The organism is Bifidobacterium sp. ESL0690 (genome assembly GCF_029392315.1).
In the GTDB taxonomy this organism is placed as follows: domain Bacteria; phylum Actinomycetota; class Actinomycetes; order Actinomycetales; family Bifidobacteriaceae; genus Bifidobacterium.
The window spans coordinates 1,624,223-1,642,725 of sequence record NZ_CP113939.1 but is presented as its reverse complement, the minus strand read 5'-3'; the positions used below and the strand labels follow the sequence as shown (position 1 = coordinate 1,642,725).

General features: G+C 57.2%; 15 protein-coding genes. 13 read left to right on the top strand and 2 right to left on the bottom strand.

Features of this window, described 5'->3' with window-relative positions; translation table 11 throughout:
* Nucleotides 1-27: 27 nt before the first annotated feature.
* Nucleotides 28-1,224, top strand: coding sequence for a nucleotide pyrophosphatase/phosphodiesterase family protein (locus OZX62_RS06590; protein ID WP_277175431.1), 1,197 nt, complete (start codon nt 28-30; stop codon nt 1,222-1,224).
* Nucleotides 1,225-1,327: 103 nt separating this feature from the next.
* On the opposite strand, the gene sepH is transcribed toward OZX62_RS06590, so the two are convergent.
* Nucleotides 1,328-2,590, bottom strand: coding sequence for a septation protein SepH (gene sepH, locus OZX62_RS06585; RefSeq protein WP_277175430.1), 1,263 nt, complete (start codon nt 2,588-2,590; stop codon nt 1,328-1,330).
* 177 nt (nt 2,591-2,767) lie between these two features.
* Between sepH and OZX62_RS06580 the strand changes: the two genes are divergently transcribed.
* Genes OZX62_RS06580 through OZX62_RS06570 form a run of 3 tightly spaced genes read left to right on the top strand, consistent with a single transcriptional unit; the run spans nt 2,768 to nt 5,918 of the window.
* Nucleotides 2,768-3,058, top strand: coding sequence for a DUF4193 domain-containing protein (locus tag OZX62_RS06580; protein WP_277151701.1), 291 nt, complete (start codon nt 2,768-2,770; stop codon nt 3,056-3,058).
* Nucleotides 3,058-3,537 (top strand): dUTP diphosphatase, encoded by a 480-nt coding sequence (gene dut / locus OZX62_RS06575; protein WP_277175429.1) that lies wholly within the window; start codon nt 3,058-3,060, stop codon nt 3,535-3,537. Before OZX62_RS06580 ends, dut begins: the two co-directional genes overlap by 1 nt.
* Nucleotides 3,538-3,593: 56 nt before the next feature.
* Nucleotides 3,594-5,918 carry a bifunctional (p)ppGpp synthetase/guanosine-3',5'-bis(diphosphate) 3'-pyrophosphohydrolase gene (locus OZX62_RS06570; RefSeq protein WP_277175428.1) on the top strand — a complete coding sequence of 775 codons (2,325 nt, stop codon included), beginning with the start codon at nt 3,594-3,596 and terminating at the stop codon, nt 5,916-5,918.
* Between the two features lie 78 nt (nt 5,919-5,996).
* On the opposite strand, the gene OZX62_RS06565 is transcribed toward OZX62_RS06570, so the two are convergent.
* Nucleotides 5,997-6,536, bottom strand: coding sequence for a peptidylprolyl isomerase (locus OZX62_RS06565; protein ID WP_277175427.1), 540 nt, complete (start codon nt 6,534-6,536; stop codon nt 5,997-5,999).
* A gap of 196 nt (nt 6,537-6,732) precedes the next feature.
* Between OZX62_RS06565 and OZX62_RS06560 the strand changes: the two genes are divergently transcribed.
* From OZX62_RS06560 to pflB, 9 genes are all read left to right on the top strand, one after another.
* Nucleotides 6,733-7,743, top strand: a complete 1,011-nt coding sequence (locus tag OZX62_RS06560; RefSeq protein ID WP_277175426.1) for a MetQ/NlpA family ABC transporter substrate-binding protein — start codon at nt 6,733-6,735, stop codon at nt 7,741-7,743.
* A gap of 143 nt (nt 7,744-7,886) precedes the next feature.
* Complete coding sequence (locus OZX62_RS06555) at nt 7,887-9,101, top strand: methionine ABC transporter ATP-binding protein (RefSeq protein ID WP_277175425.1); 1,215 nt, start codon at nt 7,887-7,889, stop codon at nt 9,099-9,101.
* 95 nt (nt 9,102-9,196) lie between these two features.
* Complete coding sequence (locus tag OZX62_RS06550; protein WP_277177056.1) at nt 9,197-9,835, top strand: methionine ABC transporter permease; 639 nt, start codon at nt 9,197-9,199, stop codon at nt 9,833-9,835.
* 307 nt (nt 9,836-10,142) lie between these two features.
* Nucleotides 10,143-11,156: a MetQ/NlpA family ABC transporter substrate-binding protein gene (locus OZX62_RS06545; RefSeq protein ID WP_277175424.1), complete on the top strand. Its 1,014-nt coding sequence runs from the start codon at nt 10,143-10,145 to the stop codon at nt 11,154-11,156.
* Between the two features lie 103 nt (nt 11,157-11,259).
* On the top strand, nt 11,260-12,408 hold the full coding sequence (locus OZX62_RS06540; protein ID WP_277175423.1) for an amidohydrolase: 1,149 nt from the start codon (nt 11,260-11,262) through the stop codon (nt 12,406-12,408).
* Between the two features lie 160 nt (nt 12,409-12,568).
* Entirely contained in the window at nt 12,569-14,275 is a 1,707-nt protein-coding gene (locus tag OZX62_RS06535; protein ID WP_277175422.1) for an NAD+ synthase, read from the top strand.
* A 221-nt stretch (nt 14,276-14,496) separates the two neighbouring features.
* A complete protein-coding gene (locus tag OZX62_RS06530) occupies nt 14,497-15,381 on the top strand; it encodes a DUF4234 domain-containing protein (RefSeq protein WP_277175421.1) in 885 nt (294 codons plus the stop codon).
* A 95-nt stretch (nt 15,382-15,476) separates the two neighbouring features.
* Nucleotides 15,477-15,734 carry a hypothetical protein gene (locus tag OZX62_RS06525; RefSeq protein WP_277175420.1) on the top strand — a complete coding sequence of 86 codons (258 nt, stop codon included), beginning with the start codon at nt 15,477-15,479 and terminating at the stop codon, nt 15,732-15,734.
* 332 nt (nt 15,735-16,066) lie between these two features.
* Nucleotides 16,067-18,442, top strand: a complete 2,376-nt coding sequence (gene pflB / locus OZX62_RS06520; protein WP_277175419.1) for a formate C-acetyltransferase — start codon at nt 16,067-16,069, stop codon at nt 18,440-18,442.
* Nucleotides 18,443-18,503 lie beyond the last annotated feature (61 nt).

The window sequence follows — 18,503 nt, the reverse complement described above, 5'->3', positions numbered from 1 at the left end:
TTCCGCGTGCGGTGATTCAATGGGGGCATGAGTGTTGAAGTCGAGCCGATGAGCGAACTACTGAAATTCCGCCAAATTGATGCGTATAGCAGCAGTCGTCATATTTCCGCCGTGTTACCGGCTTTAAGTGCGACTATCGGCCATCCGATGCCTACTTGTGTCCATCCCGACCCCGAGGCAGCAAGGGTTGCGTTGGGTTTTCCAAAAGCCGATTCCGCGGTCATCGTTCTTGTGGATGGTTTGGGCTTCTGGAATCTCGCCATGCGTGCGGGTCACGCTCCGTATCTGCGTGGCTTGATGAATCAGGAACGTAACGCGAAACCAATCGCGACCTGTATTCCCAGCACCACTCCGATCGTCATGGGTGCTTTCGGTACCGGCACCTGCCCTGGTATGACGGGCATGACCGGCTTCACCCAGCGCAATGCGGAAACGGGGGAGGTGTGCCAACTCATCAGCTTCGCCGGTGCGCCCGATCCGGAGGATTTGCAGCAGCAGCCCACGATTTTCGAGCGTCTTGTCTCCGACGGCGTGCGCGTCACCAGCGTAGGTCTGCCGAAGTTCGCCCATTCGGCTCTCACCCGCGCCGCCTTGCGAGGCCCGGAATATCAGGGTTCACGGCACGAGGAGCTTCGCGTGCGTGCCGCCATTAAAGCCGCCGCCAAACCGGGAATCACGTATTACTATGTTGATGCTGTCGATAAGGCCGGGCACCACCATGGTCCGTTCAGCGAGGAATGGGCCACCGCGCTGGAAAACACTGACGAACAGTTGAAGGCATTGAGACGTGGCTTGAAACCTGGCACTCTGATGGTGGTTGTCGCCGACCATGGCATGGTCGAGGTTGATTTTGAGCACCAGATCGATATCGCGAATCGGGAGAATCTGACGCGCGATGTTGCGTTGGTCGCCGGCGAACCCCGCATGACGATGCTATACGCCGAGCCAGGTGCGGATATCGATGCCATAGTCAAGCGTTGGCGTGAGGAATTGGCTGACCGTGCGCAAGTCTTCACACGCGACGTTGCCATCGAGCACGGTCTATACGGCGATGTCGAGGCGCGTGTGAAGCCTTTGATCGGCGACGTCATCGTTTGTGCCAAAGGCAACGCCACGATTGTGGATTCACGTGCCCAAAGTGAAGGGGCGATGGGTCTTCTAGGCGTTCATGGCTCATTGACGCATCTCGAGCGCGAAATTCCGTGCCTGATTGATGTGGCCTAACTCGAACAGATAAGATGCGCTTCACTGCCCCGATTACACTAATACATCCGATTGAATATCGGGGATGCCCCTTTAATCAACGACTGACCAACGGTTTCGAAAATCACTCCCCGAAGAGGATTTCGTCCCAGCTGGGCACTGCGGAACGCCCCGACCTGCGTTTGCTGTGCTTGTGTTCGTCGTGATGCTGGCTTTCACTTGCGCTTTTGCCGCTTTGCCGTTCATTGGCATTTCGGGAAGTGTCGGAGCGGTCATTGCCTGTTCGTGCTTGTGTTTCGTCTCCGAACGCGGTGAACATCTGGGGTTGTGCCGCAGGCGTACGGTCCGGCAACGGCAATGAAGACAGGGCGTCGACCGGCACAGTTGCCATGTCTGCGGAATCCGACATTGGAGAGTTTTCTGAAGTTGGCTGTGAGTTGAGAACCGGTGCAGGATAAGGCAACGACACGTAGCCGTCATCTGCCGAATCCTGTTGTCTGCCGCCTTGATAAGCCAAATCGTCGGTCGCATACGGTTTGGCTGTCTGCGATGGACCCTCGTTCCGTTCCTGCATCGAGGCCACAGTGCTGGCAATTCGCGCGGAACGTACGGAGTTGCCGGGCAACGGTCGGCTCGGCGCGAATTCCGAGCCGGTCATCGCCTCGTTTTTGCGCTCTTGCGGTGAAGCTTGTGCTGCGGAAGGTATCATATCCTCGGTGTTTTCCCGGGAGCGACCTGAATCCGCGTTTTCTGCACTGGCATTTTCCGCCCTGTCGTCGGACCGTTCGGGCTGTCGCGTCGTGTCCCTTTCACCGAGCAGTATCTGCGCCGCCGCGTTCTGGCATTCGACGGTGTTATCGTGCATGTTCCATGTCCACTCGGCGCGTATGCGATTGCGCTGGGTGCTGAATGTCGCCGTAATCAGCCACGGTTCGCGCCCCCGGCGTGTCGCACCCCACTTGACCGATTCCATGCCGATGCGAGCGGCCGCCAGCGTGCGTGCGATGAGCTCTTCGACGGAATGGACCTTGCTTCCTTTCGGCGCCGAAACCGCCAGAAACTGTTCGATGGCGTATTGCTTTTCCGTCTCCACGGCGGCCGAAAAACGTCGTACCAACGCTTGGCTCAGACCGTATTTCTCGGCTACTTTTTCGGGTTGCGCGCCGGCGCGGATAAGTGCCTGAATGCTTGAAATCGGTAGGGTTTGTGCCAGACCCGGGTTGCTTGCCTCATCGGCTTCGCTTAAGATCTGACGTGCCTCTAAGATGGCATGTTCCAGTGTGTCGTCCACCGATATGCGGAACCTCAATCCCTTCGAAACGAACACCAGCTCGCCATCCTCGTCGACATGGTCGAACCGAGCATCCGCAACTGAACTGATTGGCATGCGAGCACCACTTTCCTGGAACAATAAAACTACGAGAATTTTACTTTATTCCATTATGTCCCTCGTGTCGTACTTTACGAATTTCCGAAATCGTGTATCCTTTAGCCCGTAAAAGACATTTTGACACGGACGCCAGCGGTATAGGATACCGTGAACCAACAAAGAAAGGAATGCGAGATGGCCCAAGATTACGATTCCCCTCGTAACAAGGACGAGGACGAGGAATCCCTTCAGGCGTTGAGCAAGAGCAACCGAGATTCCGCCGAGGACATCGACGACGACGAGAACGCCATCGCCGAAGACTACGAGCTGCCCGGCGCAGACCTCAGCAACGAGGACTCTTCGGTGACCGTCATCCCCATGCAGGGCGACGAGTTCATCTGCTCGGAGTGCTTCCTCGTCAAGCATCGCAGCCAGCTTGACCACATGGGTCCCAATGGCCCGGTCTGCAAGGAGTGCGCCGCCTGATGGCCTACGCCGAAAGCTATAACGAACCGGAAAACGTCGAAGTGCTCCTGAAGGCCGATACCGATGGGAACGTGCCCGCCTTGCGTTACGCCCACGCGGGCGACGCCGGCGCCGATCTGACCACTACGCAGGATGTCGAGTTGAAGCCGTTCGAACGCGCTTTGGTGCCGACGGGCGTTTCTATCGCGCTGCCCAACGGTTATGTCGGCCTGGTCCATCCGCGTTCCGGGTTGGCGGTGAAGATGGGACTGACGGTTTTGAACGCACCGGGCACTATTGATGCCGGATACCGAGGCGAGATCAAGGTGCCGCTGATCAACCTTGACCCCGAACATACGGCGGTTCTGCACGCGGGAGACCGCATTGCACAGCTGGTCATCCAACGTTACGTCGAGGCTCGGTTCGTCCCTGCGGCCACGTTGCCGGGCAGTGATCGGGCCGAGCGCGGGTTCGGTTCCACCGGGATGGCGAGCAAATAGAGACGGGCCGTCCTTCAATCAGATAGAATGAACGCATAACGGTGATGGGAGCGGGCATGGGCGATACGGTTTCGGACAACAATTCGGCGAGGATGCTGGGCTGTGAGATCAGCACGGACCCGCTCGACCCGCTGCAGCCCATCGTGCGCGCCTGCCGTGCTCACCATCCCGATGCAGACCTGTCCATCCTCGAGCGCGCCTACCGTCGGGCTGTTTGGCAGCACCGCAACCAGCGCCGTCGTTCCGGTGAGCCTTACATTATTCATCCGTTGGCCGTAGCCCAGATTCTTGCCGATCTCGGCATGGGTTCGTTGGTGGTCGCCGCAGGGTTATTGCATGACACCGTCGAAGATACGGATTACACGCTTGACGATTGCCGCGCGGAATTCGGCGATACCGTCACCGGTCTGGTCGATGGGGTGACGAAGCTCACCAACATGGAGGTCGGCGATTCGGCCCAGGCCGAGACCATCCGCAAGATGGTGGTCGCGATGAGCCGCGACGTGCGAGTGCTCGTCGTCAAACTGGCCGACCGGCTCCACAACGCCCGAACCTGGCGCTATGTCAAGCCTTCCAACGCGCAACGCAAGGCCCGCGAAACGCTCGATGTCTATGCGCCGCTGGCCAACCGACTTGGTATGAACGCCATCAAGACGGAGCTCGAGGAACTGAGCTTCAAGGTCCTTTATCCTAAGATTTATAACGAAATCGTCGTGCTTGTCAACCGTCGGGCCGGCCAGCGTGACGTCTATTTGAAGCAGATCATCAGCGAGATCAACGAAGACCTTGCCGACCAGCACATCAAGGCTACTGTCACCGGCCGGCCGAAGGATTACTTCTCGATTTATCAGAAGATGATTGTGCGCGGCCACGATTTTTCGAACATCTACGACTTGGTGGGCGTGCGTATCATCGTCAACACCATTCAGGACTGTTACGCCGTGCTTGGCGCCGTCCACGCCCGGTGGAGCCCGATCCCTGGTAGGTTCAAGGACTACATCGCCATGCCGAAGATGAACATGTACCAGAGCCTGCACACCACCGTGGTCGGCCCAGGCGGCAAGCCCGTCGAGATTCAGATTCGCACCTGGGACATGCACCGGCGCAGTGAATTCGGCATCGCCGCCCATTGGAAATACAAAGAGAACGGCCAGGCCGGGCGGAAGCTCAGCGAACCGGACAAAGGCGATCGCAAACGCGAAAGCGAAGAGAACCAGGATCTGAGCGAGGCCGACAACCTCAAGTGGATCCAGCAGTTGGCTGACTGGACCAGCGAGACCCCGGATTCTGACGAATTCCTTGGTTCCCTGAAAGAGGACTTGGGCAGCGCCGAAGTCTATGTATTCACGCCGAAGGGCAAGATTATTTCTCTGCCGGCTCATGCCACGCCGGTCGATTTCGCCTACGCGGTGCATACCGAGGTTGGTCACCGTACGATGGGCGCGCGCGTCAACGGACGCCTCGTCCCGCTCGATACCGTGCTTGAAAGCGGCGATACGGTCGAAATCTTGACTTCCAAGTCTGAGACCGCCGGCCCCTCACGCGACTGGTTGAGCTTCGTCAAGAGCCCGAAGGCGCGCAACAAGATTCGCCAGTGGTTCAGCAAGGAGCGTCGCAGCGAGGCCATCGACGAAGGCCGCGATGAGCTCACCCGTGCCATGCGCAAGCGCAGCCTGCCGGTCTCGAACCTTCTGACTCCTCAGGCATTGGTAGGTGTGGCCGACGAACTCAACTTTGACAACGCCGACGCCGTGTTCGCCGCCATCGGCGACGGCCAGGTCTCCACGCAGAACGTCATCTCCCGACTGGTCAAAGACGCGGGCCAGGACGAGGTCGAAGAAGACGTCGAGCAGGAGGCGCTGCCGCTCAAGCACGCCGAACGCCGCCGCGACACCAACAAGCTTGGCATTTCCGTCAAGGGCGTGGAAGGCGTGTGGGTCAAGCTGGCCCGCTGCTGCACCCCGGTTCCCGGCGACAAGATCCTTGGCTTCATTACCAAGAACGAAGGCGTCTCGGTGCATCGCGCCGACTGCCAGAACATGCTGAACCTGAAGAAGCAGCAGCCCGACCGCGTAGTCGAGGTCGCATGGACCAGTGCCAAGGGCCTGTTCATGGTCAAAATTCAAGTGGAGGCGCTCGACCGCCCGCATCTGCTGAGCGACGTCACCCAAGTGCTTTCCGACCACGGCGTCAACATCATCAACGCCACCGTCGCCACCGGCTCCGACCGCGTGGCCACCAGCCAGTTCTCCTTTGAAATGGCCGATCCGCAGCACATGAACACGCTCCTGAGCGCCGTGCGCAAGATCGACGGCGTCTTCGACGTCTACCGCCTGACTGGGGCCAAGGATTCCGCCGTTCCGCATATGCGCAAGATGTGACATTTATCAATACATAAAGAAAGTCCCTCGTCATCGAACCTGAGATGACGAGGGACTTTCTTGTTGTTGAATCGAAATTTACTTCACGACTTCAACGGAAACGATGCCGGCCGGTTCCAACGGCATGTCGTTGCCGTCGGTGGGCAGGTTCTGCAGACGGTCGACCACGGACTTGCCGGCGTCATCCGCCACTTCGCCGAAGATGGTGTGATGGCCGTTGAGCCACGGGGTCGGCACGGTGGTGATGAAGAACTGCGAGCCGTTGGTGCCGTGGGGCTGGCCGTCGCGTCCACGACGCAGTCCGGCGTTGGCCATGGCGAGCTTGTAGGGCTGGTCGAAGTTGAGGTCATCGGCGAACTCGTCGTCGAACTCATAACCCGGACCGCCGGTGCCGTTGCCCAGCGGGCATCCGCCTTGGATCATGAAATCTTTGATGATGCGATGGAAAGTGAGCCCGTCGTAGAAGGGCTTGTTCGACTTCTCGCCGGTAGCGGGGTCGGTCCATTCCTTATCGCCAGTGGCGAGACCGATGAAGTTCTTGACGGTTTCCGGCGCTTTGTCGTCGAAGAGGTTCAGGACGATATCGCCCTCGGTGGTATGCATAATTACATTTGTCATGAAGAATATTTTCCCACTCTGTTAGGACGAGCAGCATCCGGCGGTGCTATACATGGCACTGTAAAACGTTGAATTTCCAACGATTATTGTACTGGTTATAACGAATGTCAATAGGTTTTTCTGGCTGTCGTGTTGTGTCGAAAGCGTAAGAACGGGTATGGTTACGACAACGCATCCAATGAAATGGGGAATAAATATGACGTCAGAAAATGATCAGCAGAACGCCGACAATACGAATGGAAAAGCGCCTTTGGACAGCTTCCAAGGCCCGCAGGAACCGGTACGGGTGAACCATACCGCCCGCAACATCATCATCGCGGCCGTGGTTGTCGTTCTGGTTGTGGTTCTTGCTTTCTTCGGTTATCGCGGGTTTGCCGGGAAGAAGGCGGCCGCGGCCAAAGGCAGCGAATCCAATCCGGTCAAGATCGGCGTGGTCGGTGTCACCAGCCCGGAATGGCCGATTTTCAAGGCCGAAGCGCAAAAGCAGGGCATCTACGTCAAACTGGTGGATTTCCAGGACTACACGTCCGAAAACCCGGCGCTCGATTCCGGCGACCTTGATCTGAACGAGTTCCAGCACATCCTTTATCTGGCGGACTACAACGTCAAAAACCACAAAGACCTGCAGCCGATTGGCGGCGTCGCGGTCTATCCGCTGGGCATCTATTCCAGCAAGTACAAGGATGTCAAAGACATCCCGGCCGGCACCACCGTTCCTGTCCCGAATGACGAGACCAACCAGGCTCGTGCGCTCGGCGTGCTCAAATCCGCCAACCTCATCAAGCTCAAGCACCCGTGGACCGCGTTCACCACCCCGGCCGACATCGACACCGCCGCCTCAAAGGTGAAGGTGCTTCCCCTGAAGGCCGAGCAGGTCGCCAATTCGCTCAAGGATCCGCAGGTTTCCGCCGGTGTGATCAACAACGATTATGTCAAGGATGCAGGGCTCAAGGCCAGTGACGCGATCTATCACGACAGCGCCGAGACCAAAGAGGCAAGGCCCTATATCAACATCTTCGTCGCGCGCAAGGCCGATGTCAACAATCCCACGTATCTGAAGCTGGTGAAGATCTTCCACTCCAAGAAAGTCGCGGCGGGTATCATGAAGAAATCGGATAACAGCGCGTCCCTGGCCGACCAATACAGCGCCGAGCAGCTGCAGGGCTTCCTGCGGGACGTCGAAAAGGACGCGAAGGCCAAAGACTGACGATTTCTTTGAAGGGTGCTTCGACCGGTTGGCAGCTTGCGATGTTCGTTCGCTGCCAATCGGTTCGGTATATACTCGGGCAGGAACTTTAAGCAGAAGCGTCAGGCAAGAACGTTAATCAGTAACTTTAAGAAGCGAGGAATATGAGCGAGGCAATCATCGAGCTCGACCATGTGGTCAAGGAATTCAGGTCGAAAGACAAAAAGCAGCCGATGCGAGCGGTGGATGACGTCACGCTGAGCATCAACAAAGGCGACGTTTTCGGCATTATCGGCTATTCCGGCGCCGGCAAATCGACGCTGGTACGCATGATCAATGCCTTGGAACGACCGACTTCCGGCTCCGTACGTGTTCTGGGACAGGACATTACCGGGCTGAACGAATCCGGTCTGCGCCCGTTGCGCCGCAAAATCGGCATGATTTTCCAGCAGTTCAACCTTTTCTCCACTAAAACCGTCGCGCAGAACATCGCCTACCCGCTGGTGCTCGACCATTGGCGCAAGGACTATCAGGAACGCCGTGTCAATCAACTATTGAAATTTGTTGGTCTTGAGGAACACGCCAATAAATATCCTTCCCAGCTTTCCGGCGGTCAGAAACAGCGCGTCGGCATTGCTAGGGCCTTGGCCACGAACCCTGAGATTCTTCTGGCGGACGAGGCGACCAGCGCACTCGACCCGGAGACGACGGGGGAGGTGCTCGACCTGTTGCAGCAGATCAATCAGCAACTTGGCGTCACCATTGTGCTCATCACCCACCAGATGAACGTCGTGCAGAAGATCGCCAACCGGATCGCCGTGATGAGCGACGGCCGCGTGGTCGAGCGTGGCGATGCCTACAGCGTTTTCGCTGCGCCGAAGCAGGAGATCACCAAGCGTTTCATCGCCACGGCCATTTCCGGCATTCCCGATCCCGAGCGCGTCTCCGACATGCACCGTCAGTGGGCCGGCCGCATCGTCACCGTGCTCATCCGCCAGAAAGACGCGCAGAGCGAGCTGGACAATTCGGTCGTGCCGTCTTCCGGTCAGAATATTTCAGGTCTTATTGCCAAATACGGGGTTTCCACCAGTCTGATTTACGGGGGCATCGACACCGTAACCGGCTATGCGATAGGCGCCATGACCTACGAGTTGGGAGGGGAACCGTCGGTGATTGACGGGTTCCTTGAAGAATTGTCCCGTGACAGCGACGTGTTCGATTTCGGCACGGCACAGGCTCCGGCGGATTACGATACGGCGGTTTCCACGCCGCTTGGTGGGCCGAAAGCGCGTTTGGCGGGGAACGAGAGTGCTGATAGCGCTGATAAAGCTACCGAGCCCACGAATGCGGATAACAACGGGAAAGAGGAACAGGACTGATGAATACGTTCAATTTCGCAACCGGTTCGTTGGCGGCAAAGCCTACGGGAACCATCACGTTGGCGGCGGACCAGGATTGGTCGATCCTGAAGCCGATGCTCTTCCAGTCCATCGCCCAGACGCTGGAAATGGTGTTTATCACCCTCGTTGTCGGCGGCATTCTGGGCTTGGTTCTGGGCGTCATTCTTTATGGCACTCGTCCCGGCAATCTTTTCGAGAATTCCGTGGTCTACCGCATCCTTGACATCATCGTCAACATCGTGCGACCCATCCCGTTCATCATCTTCCTCGCGGCGATCCAGCCGTTGACCATGAAGGTCGTCGGCACGTCGATCGGCACGGCGGCGGCGATTTTCCCGATGATTATCATGGCCACCTTCGCCACGTCGAGGCTTGTCGAGCAGAATCTTGTTCCGGTTGACAGGGGAGTGATCGAGGCGGCGCGTTCCATGGGCGCTTCGACGTTCACCATCATCCGCACAGTGCTCATTCCCGAGGCGCTTGGACCGCTGATTCTGGCTTACGCTTTCCTTTTCATTTCGATTCTCGACATGTCGGCCATGGCCGGTTACATCGGCGGTGGCGGCCTCGGTAATTTCGCGATTTCCTACGGCTACCAGAAGTTTGATCCCGCCGTCACCTGGACGGCTGTGATCATCATGATCGTGCTCGTACAGGTCGTGCAGGCCATCGCCAACATGCTGGCCAAGCGCATCCTCAAACGTCAGAAGTAACTTCTTTGTTTCGTTTGTTGCGGATTCATATATATCGAACGTGACAAAATCGAAGATTGCGACGTCCGTTTTCTGCTTTCAACGGCAGGAAGCGGACGTTTCCTTTATTTCCGTAGCTTGTGTGCTGATTGTCGGAATACGGACGTCTGGAGCCATGACCGCGTTATGTGATTGACGAAATCATGAGGTTCTTCTACGCGTCATAACGAATACGGATAATTGTTTTTGATTTTTCGATATTTTCCGCTGTTTCCGCCGTGTATTCTTGCCATCAAGACATAGCAATAATCATCAATAGGGGAACAATATGTCATCACCAAATCCCAATACGCAACCCAATCCGGATCTGAGCCAGCTTTCGGCCGGCGGTCTCGGCCCAGAAGAGCCGGTACGCGTCAATCACACGAAACGCAACATCGTCATCGCGGTCATCGTCGTTGTACTGCTTGCCGCTCTCGCCTTCTTCGGTTATCGCGGTTTTGCCGCCAAGAAGGCAAGCGCGGCGAAAGGAACGCCCGGTAATCCGGTGAAGATCGGGGTGGTCGGCGTCACCAATCCCGACTGGGTGGTTTTCAAGCAGCAGGCGCAGAAGCTGGGCATCTCGGTCCAGCTGGTCGATTTTCAGGATTACACCTCCGAGGATCCCGCAGTGGACTCCGGCAGCCTTGACATGAACGAATCGCAACACATCCTGCTGCTCGCCAACTACAACGTCAAGAACCACAAGGACTTGCAGCCCATTGGCGCCACCGGCGTCTTCCCGCTCGGGATGTATTCCACCAAGTACAAGGACGTCTCACAGATTCCGGCCGGAGCGAGCATTCCCGTTCCGAACGACGAGACCAACCTTTCCCGTGCCCTGGGCGTGCTTGACCAAGCCAAGCTCATCAAGCTCAAGCACCCCTGGACCCCGTTCACCTCCCAGGCCGACCTCGACGAAGCCAATTCCAAGGTCAAGGTCGTGCCGGTCAAGGGCGCGCAGGTCCCCAAGTCGCTTAACGACCCGGATGTCGCTGCCGGCATCATGAACAACGATTTCGTGGCCGACGCCGGGCTCAAACCCTCCGAATCGATCTTCCGCGACGACCCGCACAGCAACCACGCCCGCCCCTACATCAACGTCTTCATCGTCAAGAAAGCCGATATCAACAACCCGCTCTATCTGAAGCTCGCCGGCATCTCGCATACTAAGGAGTTCAAGGCCGCGTTGCAGCAGAAGTCCAAGGGCACTTGCGTGTTTGCCGACCAATACAGCGGCTCCCAGTTGCGCGGGTTCTTAAGCGATGTCGAAAGCGATATGCGCAAGTCGCAAAGCGCGTGAGGCGTGGGCTTCAGGGCGCATACGTAAAGCATGGCTTAGGTTTCGCAATAAAATAACCGCTTGGTATTCTTAAACGGGAACAGATAAGAAAGAGTATTACATTATGACAGAGCAACTGGAGATTTCCGACGATCTGATCGCAATCAGGCATCATCTTCATCAATATCCCGAACTTGGTTTCAAGGAATATGAGACGACCAAATTCCTGCGCGACCAGCTGACCACGCACGGCATCGAGGTGTTGGATACCCCGCTCGAGACCGGATTGGTGGCCGAGATCAAAGGCGAGCAGCCCGGCCCGCGAGTCGTGGTCCGCGCGGATATCGACGGCCTGCCCATTCACGAGCAGTCCGGCCTTCCCTTCAGCTCCAAGAATCCCGGGGTGATGCATGGCTGCGGCCACGACATCCACATGACCGGCCTGCTCGCTGCCGCTTTCTGGCTTGCCGAGCACCGTGACCGTATCAAGGGCACTGCCGTCATCCTCTTCCAGCCTGCCGAAGAGACCGGCAGGGGAGCGCGCCACGTCATCGAGACCGGCGCGTTGGGCAAAGTCGATGCCCTTATCGGCACCCACAACACCCCCGACCACAAGCCTGGCGAAATCGCGGTGAGCAAAGACCCGATGATGGCCGGTTGCGTGAGCTTCGCCGTCACCTTCCACGCCGAGGGCACCCATGCCGGAAAGCCTCATCGCGGCACCGGCCCCATCGAGGCGCTCGCGTCCACGATTCTCTCGTTGCAGACCATCGTCAGCCGCAACATCGACCCGTTGCGTCCCGTGGTGCTTTCCATCACGGAGGTTCACGGCGGCGACGTGTGGAATGTGATTCCTGATACTGCTGGATTCCTCGGCACTGTCCGTTATTTCTACAAGGACGATCACGACCTGGTCACCCGTCGTTTCCGCGAGGTCGTCGAATCGACGGCAGCGGCGTACGACATCACCGCCGACATCAAATGGGATGAGCTTGCGGTTCCGCTGGTCAGTGATTCCACGCTGATTGTCCCCGTGGCCAAGGATCTGCCCAGCTATGCCACTTTCGTGCCGGTCATCACGTCGATGGGTGGCGAGGACTTCGCTGACTTCCAGCAACTGGGCCCGCTGGTCTTCGGCTCGATCGGTTCCAACGGACAGCCGGGACATCACGGTATCCACAGTCCGGAATTCGTGGCGTTGGACGAAGCCATCAAACCAACTGCCGAATTCATGGTCAACGCTTTGCTGCGCGTCGAAAGCGAACTCGCCTGAGTTTTCACGTTTAATCGGTTATTCGTTACGATGCCGCTCTTGCCTTTTCAAGGTCAGGGCGGCATTTCTCTATGCTGCATGTGGCGGAAAAGACATTGCAAAGACGGGTGTCGTGTGCGGTATTTACCAAAAGCGACATGGAAACGGATATGATGAAGACATGACTCAACTACGTTTCGCATTGGCCCAGATAGACACCTGCGTCGGTGACCTCAACGGCAATGCCGCCACCGTCCTGCAATTCACGCGCATGGCCGCGCTCAACAAGGCCCAGGTCGTCGTTTTTCCCGAGATGACCCTGACCGGCTATCCGATCGAGGATTTGGCCTTCCGTGCCACCTTCCGCAAGGCCGCCGCAGACAAGGCCGACGAGCTGGCACAAACGCTCGAAAAAGAAGGCCTTGGCAACCTTTACGTGGTGGTCGGAACTGTAGGAACTTCTTCAGCGGCCGATATCGACGGCAAGCCCACCAACCGTTTGGTGGTACTCCACTCCGGTTCCGTCTGGTCGACCTACGACAAGCATTTCCTGCCCAATTACGGCGTGTTCGACGAATTCCGTATCTTCGAGTCCGGCCAGCATTCCGTGATCCTCGATATCGATGGGGTGAAGGTCGGCGTGGCCATCTGCGAGGACATCTGGCAGGATGGTGGTCCGGTCGCCGAATTGGCTAGTCAAGGTATCGACGTTTTGCTGACGATTAACGGTTCTCCTTATGAAGAAGGTAAGACCCATACTCGGCAGGATTTGGCTGTTCGTCGTGCGCACGAGGTTGACGCTCCGCTCATTTATTTGAACCAGGTCGGTGGTCAGGACGATCTGATTTTCGACGGCGGCAGCTTCGTGGTCGATGCTGACGGTACTCTTCTCGAGCGCTCGCCGATGTTCGTCGAAGACCTGAGCTACTTCGATTTCGATTCCGCAGCCGAGCATCAGCAGATCGGCACGCTTGCCGCGTTGCGTGACCCGGACGAGGAAGTCTACACGGCCTGCGTTTTGGGACTCAAGGATTATATGGCCAAGAACCACTTCACCGGCGTCGTGCTCGGCCTTTCCGGTGGCATCGATTCAGCGCTGGCGGCGGCGATGGCCGCGGACGCCGTGGGCGGCGAAAACGTGCAGGGCGTCTCCATGCCGAGCATGTATTCCTCCGACGGTTCTAAAGACGATGCCGCCGATTTGGCCGAGAACATCGGTGCCCATTACGACATCCAGCCTATTGAGCCACTGTTCAAAGCCTTCCAATCCCAGCTTGAACTTGACGGGGTGGCGGCCGAGAACCTGCAGGCCCGCATTCGTGGCGTCATCGTGATGGCCTATTCCAATTCCAAGAACCTGCTGGCGCTCGCTACCGGCAACAAATCCGAATTGGCCTGCGGCTATTCCACCATTTACGGCGACGCGGTGGGCGGTTACGCCCCGATCAAGGACCTCCTGAAGACCCGGGTCTGGGAACTTTCGCGTTGGCGCAACTGTGCGGCCGCAGCCGGTGTCGGTGTAGGAGGTTTGAAGATTGTCGGCAACGAGAACGGGGGAGCGGGAGTGCCGCTCAAAGAAGGAGTGATGATTCCCGTCTCCAGTATCGAGAAGGCCCCGAGCGCCGAGCTGCGTCCCGGCCAGAAGGACTCCGATTCGCTGCCGGAATATGCGCTTCTCGACAAGGTGCTCGAAGCTTACATCGAAAAGGCCCACGGTCGCGCGGATCTCTTGAAAGACGGCTTCGATGAAAAGACGGTGGACACGGTGATGCGCCTGGTCGACCGCGCCGAATGGAAGCGCCGCCAGTACCCGCTGGGTCCCAAGGTGACTTCGCTGGCATTCGGTCGCGACCGTCGATTGCCGGTCACCAGTGCCTTCCGTGAGTAGACTCAACGTCTCAATGCGACGCTAAACGTGCTTCTTTGCGGCCACCGAAATGTGGCCATTAAAAAAGCAGTCAACTGATATGACGCAAATACGACGACATGCAGATGAAATGAATGAAGAAGTGGTCAGCTTGCATTTGGTAGTGTGGATTGATTAGTATTTTTCTTTGGGCGAAGAAGTCTAATGGGGACCGTCGGCCCGTGAAGAAGAAAGATACTACTATGAGCAATCCGATGCCGCAACCAAACGTTCCGCTTCCCCCTCTTCCGCAATCTTCAGGCTCACCTGCTGGCAACGTTCCGCAGCCCGATATGGTGCCGATACCACAGCCAGTGGCTGCGCCGCAATCTGCCGAGCCGCAATTTGCCGAGTCTCAGGGCGAGCAGAATTTCCAGCAGCCTCAGTCCGAAGCCCAGCCGCAGCAGGAGTATGTTCAGCAGACCAATGATCCCGCTTTCCAGAACTTCGGGCAGCAGGACGCTTCGCAGTTCGACACCGGTCAATACCAGCAAGGCCAATTCCAGCAGGAACAACCCGCGTACCAGGTCCCACAACCCGCGCCGCAGAATCCTCCGATTGACCCGACGGTCCAGCAGTATCAGCCCGGCTACAACACCATTCCGGTCCAGGCCAGTGCCGCACCGGTAGGTCAGCTCTATACGCAACGCAGTCTGGTCAAGTGGATTCTTCTCGGCATCATTACGTTGGGCATCTACAATATCGTCATCATGACCGGCGCCACCGATTCCCTCAATACCGTCGCCAGCCGCTACGACGGCAAGAAAACCATGCACTATTGCCTGCTCTATTTCCTGATTGCTCCGATAACACTCGGTATCGGCTCGCTTGTCTGGTATCACAAGATGAGCAACCGGGTCGGCGATGAACTCGCGCGCAGAGGCTATGAGCGTTCCGTATCGGCCTCCACGTATTGGCTGTTTTGCGCACTTCCCATGTTCCTGGCCCCATGGTTCTCGATTGCGGCGTTCTTCATCGCGCCCTTCGGCATCGCCTCAGTGGCTTGCCTTGCCTTGGAACTTGTATATTACTATAAGTATCTTGATGCGATCAACAAGCTCTGCGCCGATTACAACAGGCGTGGCTGAGTTGTTGTCCTACGCCCTCGGGTGAGTCCAGCGCGACGTGAAACCACTTTGGGTTAAGGTTGAAAAGCCCACGTTGACGATAAAAGGAAATGGCGATGGCAGAAAACACAGAGAACGCAAACGACGAGCAAAACAAGCAGTGGTATTTCAACACCGCCACCGGCAAGCCCGAGCTTGGCAAGCTTTCGCCGGTCAGCCAGCGCAGTGGCCCCTATAAGTCACGCAAGGATGCCGAAGACGCTTGGAAGATCGTCAAGGAACGTAACCTGATCTGGGATGAGCAAAACCGTAAGTGGAACGCCTGGGACAATGATTCCGGCTCCGAGGAAGGGCAGGAAAACCAAGAGTCGTGATTGAAGGTTTTCATCTTGAACAAAGAGACGGGTCGGTAGGCGAATCAAAGCCTATTGACCCGTTTCTTTCGTCTGAAATGAAAATGTGACGTACATCACATAATTTTCGAGTATCAATCGTTGAAGTCCAGAGAACACCAAAATCCCTGAAATCGTTCTTATTGCTGGGTTTGTGATTTTTCTCCCAATTTCAGAAAAGCGGCGCAAAGGGTCAAATGGTAAAAAAGTGATGTAGGTCACACTATTTTGGGCCTCTCTGTGACGAAGACCACTCTACAATGGTAGATGAACGCAACGTGAAGATGCGTTGCTCCACTAATAAGGAGTGCTAAATGACCGCAGTAGATCAGACTGCTCTCTCTCAGGAAGAGCTCCAAGCAAAGGCTTGGGATGGCTTCGTCGGAGGGAATTGGCAAAAGGAAATCGATGTTCGCGATTTCATTCAGAAGAACTATACGCCGTATGACGGTGACGAGTCCTTCCTTGCCAAGGCTACCCCCAAGACGAAGGAAATGTGGGAGTATCTCGACAACAACCAGCTTGCCGTAGAGCGCAAGCAGCGTGTGTATGACGTTGATACCCACACCCCGGCAGGCATCGACAACTTCGGCCCCGGCTACATCATGGACAAGGAACACGATAACGTGATCGTCGGCCTGCAGACCGACGAGCCTTGCAAGCGTGCCATGATGCCGAACGGCGGCTGGCGTATGGTCGAGCAGGCCATCATTGAGGCAGGCAAGGAGCCCGACCCCAACATCAAGACCATTTTCACCAAGTATCGCAAGACCCACAACGACGGTGTCTTCGGCGTCTACACCAAGCAGATCAAGCTTGCTCGCCACAACAAGATTCTCACCGGCCTGCCTGATGCTTACGGTCGTGGCCGCATCATCGGCGACTATCGCCGTGTCGCCCTCTACGGCATCAACTATCTGATTGCCCAGAAGAAGATCGACAAGGATTCGATTCCTTATCGCAACGACTTCACCGAGGCCGAGATCGAGCATTGGATCCGCTTCCGCGAAGAGCATGCCGACCAGATCAAGGCTCTGAAGGAACTCATCAATCTCGGCAACGAGTATGGCCTCGACCTCTCCCGTCCGGCGCAGACCGCTCAGGAAGCCGTGCAGTGGACCTACATGGGCTATCTCGCCTCCGTCAAGAGCCAGGATGGCGCCGCCATGAGCTTCGGCCGTGTCTCCGCCTTCTTCGATTGCTACTTCGAGCGCGACCTGAAGAACGGCAAGATCACTGAGACCGACGCTCAGGAGATCATCGACCAGCTCGTCATGAAGCTGCGCATCGTCCGCTTCCTGCGTACGAAGGATTACGACAACATCTTCTCCGGCGATCCGTACTGGGCCACCTGGTCCGATGCAGGCTTCGGCGATGACGGACGTCATATGGTCACCAAGACCTCGTTCCGTCTGCTCGCCACCCTGACCATGGATCATCTTGGACCAGGACCGGAGCCGAACATCACGATCTTCTGGGATTCCAAGCTGCCTGACGGCTACAAGCGCTTCTGCGCCCGTACCTCCATCGACACCTCCGCCATCCAGTATGAGTCCGATCGCGACATCCGCAACCACTGGGGCGACGATGCGGCCATCGCTTGCTGCGTCTCCCCGATGCGTGTCGGCAAGCAGATGCAGTTCTTCGGTGCTCGTGTGAACTCCGCGAAGGCTTTGCTTTACGCGATCAACGGCGGCCGCGATGAGATGACCGGTATGCAGGTCATCGACAAGGGCGTCATCGATCCGATTGAGCCCGAAGCCGACGGCACCCTTGACTATGAGAAGGTCAAGGCCAACTATGAGAAGGCCCTTGAGTGGCTCTCCGAGACCTACGTCGAAGCGCTGAACATCATCCATTACATGCATGACAAGTATGCGTATGAGGCCGTTGAGATGGCTCTGCACGACAAGGAAGTCTACCGCACCCTCGGCTGCGGCATGTCCGGTCTGTCGATTGCTGCAGATTCGCTCTCCGCTCTCAAGTATGCGAAGGTCTATCCTATCTACAACAAGGATGCGAAGAACCTCGAAGGCCATGAGGACGAGTATGTCGAAGGCGCGGATGACGACCTGGTGGTCGGCTATCGCACGGTTGGCGACTTCCCGATCTATGGCAACGACGATGATCGCGCCGATGATCTCGCCAAGTGGACCGTCTCCACGGTTATGGATCAGATCAAGGCTCTGCCGGTCTACCGCAACGCGGTTCCAACGCAGTCCATCCTGACCATCACCTCCAACGTGGTCTATGGCAAGGCGACCGGTTCCTTCCCGAGCGGACACAAGAAGGGCACTCCGTATGCTCCTGGTGCCAACCCGGAGAACGGCATGGATTCGCACGGCATGCTGCCGTCCATGTTCTCGGTCGGCAAGATCAATTACAACGACGCGCTGGACGGCATTTCGCTGACCAATACGATCACCCCTGACGGCCTCGGCCGTGACGAGGAAGAGCGCGTGACCAACCTGGTCGGCATCCTGGATTCCGGCAATGGCCACGGCCTCTATCACGCCAACATCAACGTGCTGCGCAAGGAACAGCTTGAGGACGCCGTCGCGCATCCTGAGAAGTACCCGCACCTCACCGTGCGTGTCTCGGGCTATGCCGTGAACTTCGTCAAGCTCACCCGCGAGCAGCAGCTCGATATCATTTCCCGTACGTTCCATCAGGGTGCTGTCACTGAGTGATGGTTTGCCTTTAAGAAACGTGGTGAACAATTGATTTTGAAGGGACGGGGCGTCAGTTCCG